This is a genomic window from Mesorhizobium sp. M1A.F.Ca.IN.022.07.1.1 (assembly GCF_003997575.1).
GTDB lineage: Bacteria > Pseudomonadota > Alphaproteobacteria > Rhizobiales > Rhizobiaceae > Mesorhizobium.
The window spans coordinates 1-1,334 of record NZ_RZST01000625.1 but is presented as its reverse complement, the minus strand read 5'-3'; the positions used below and the strand labels follow the sequence as shown (position 1 = coordinate 1,334).

The 1,334-nt window shown below is 63.9% G+C and carries 1 protein-coding gene and 1 pseudogene; both read right to left on the bottom strand.

Annotation, left to right across the window (positions count from 1 at the left end):
• A pseudogene (locus EOA75_RS32900) lies at positions 1–521 on the bottom strand (ABC transporter permease); the annotation flags it as partial.
• A gap of 207 nt (positions 522–728) precedes the next feature.
• Positions 729–1,334: a methyltransferase domain-containing protein gene (locus EOA75_RS32895; RefSeq protein WP_127326143.1), complete on the bottom strand. Its 606-nt coding sequence runs from the start codon at positions 1,332–1,334 to the stop codon at positions 729–731.

The following is a 1,334-nucleotide window of genomic DNA, read 5'->3' as shown; positions in this document are numbered from 1 at the left end:
GAGAAGACCCGCTACCGGAACTCCCCTCGACATCGCGAAAGTCATGACGAAAAGAGTCAACGGGCACGGGATCAGGCCAGCCATGAAACCGACGGCCTCGCCCTCATGCTTGAGATGGTGGCCGTGGCTGGATGCCCGCCAGATCATCCAAACGCCGATAAGTCCGAGCAGCCCGCGGCTGACATCCTCCAGCAGCGGAGCTCGGCCGACGCTGCCAAGTGCGACCGAGACCAGCGGCAGAGACAACGCGGCGATGATCACTGCGATGGTGACATGAGTGATGGACAGCGTGATGGACACGAGCAGGCCACGTGCGACCTTGGCGTCCGAGCCGGGAAGATAGGTAGCCAACACCGCCTTACTGTGGCCGGGCGTGAGCGCGTGGGCGGCGCCGAAGACGACGCTCATTGGCAGGAACGCCATGAAGCCAGCCAGTCACCGCCGCTGGACAGCAATTTGATCTGGTCGGCGAGCGCCAGGTAGATCGTGCGGTGAGCCCCGGCAGCAGCGGTTGAAGCCAGCAGCGCAGCGCTCAATACCGTGCCCGTCAGCCGCGTATGCGCTCGCCCTGCCTAGTCGTTTATCGACCTCTGGCAGCCCAAACAGGCGAATATGGGACCGCGCGCAAAGCCTTCAGTCGTCGACGATGGAACTAACTATATTGACGTTCGATCAGCGTGCCTGGGCAAGCCGCCGATGCGGCCCAGCCGTGGCTCCGTCCGCTGTGCTCAGGCTGGCCGGGTCTCACCCACAGTCGCGCGGATATAGTTCAGGTTCATTGTCCCGACCTGACTGCTGTCGGCGATCTTGAATCCGTCTTCGGCCAAAAGAACCCCAATCGCATCCATGTCGACATGACCGTGCCGGTGCAGCCGCGGGAACCGGGATTGGCGCCGCGGCCTGCCGAAATCTATCAGAACCAGTCGGCGGCCAGACTTCAGGACGCGCCGAGCCTCTCGGAAGAACGCCGAGCGGACGGGCCTAGACAGGTGATGCAGCATTAGCGTGCCGATCACGACGTCGAAATGTTCGTTCGGGAAGGGAATCTCCTGGGCGGTCGCATGGACGAAGTCGATTTCCAGACCCGCGCGAACGGCTTTGGAGCGCGCCCGGTCGATCATTTCGGCGGACGCGTCCACGCCAGCGACGCTGCCGGCCGGACCGACCAGCCGCTTTGCTGCGATGGCCAACGTGCCCGTGCCGCAAGCCACATCGAGCATCGCCTCGCCGCGCTGAAGATTGGCAAGCCTCAGCATACGGTCACGAAACGCGCCCTCGCGGCCGAATGTCAGCACGCGCGCCAGGAGGTCATAGCCGGCCGCCCGATGTAGCAC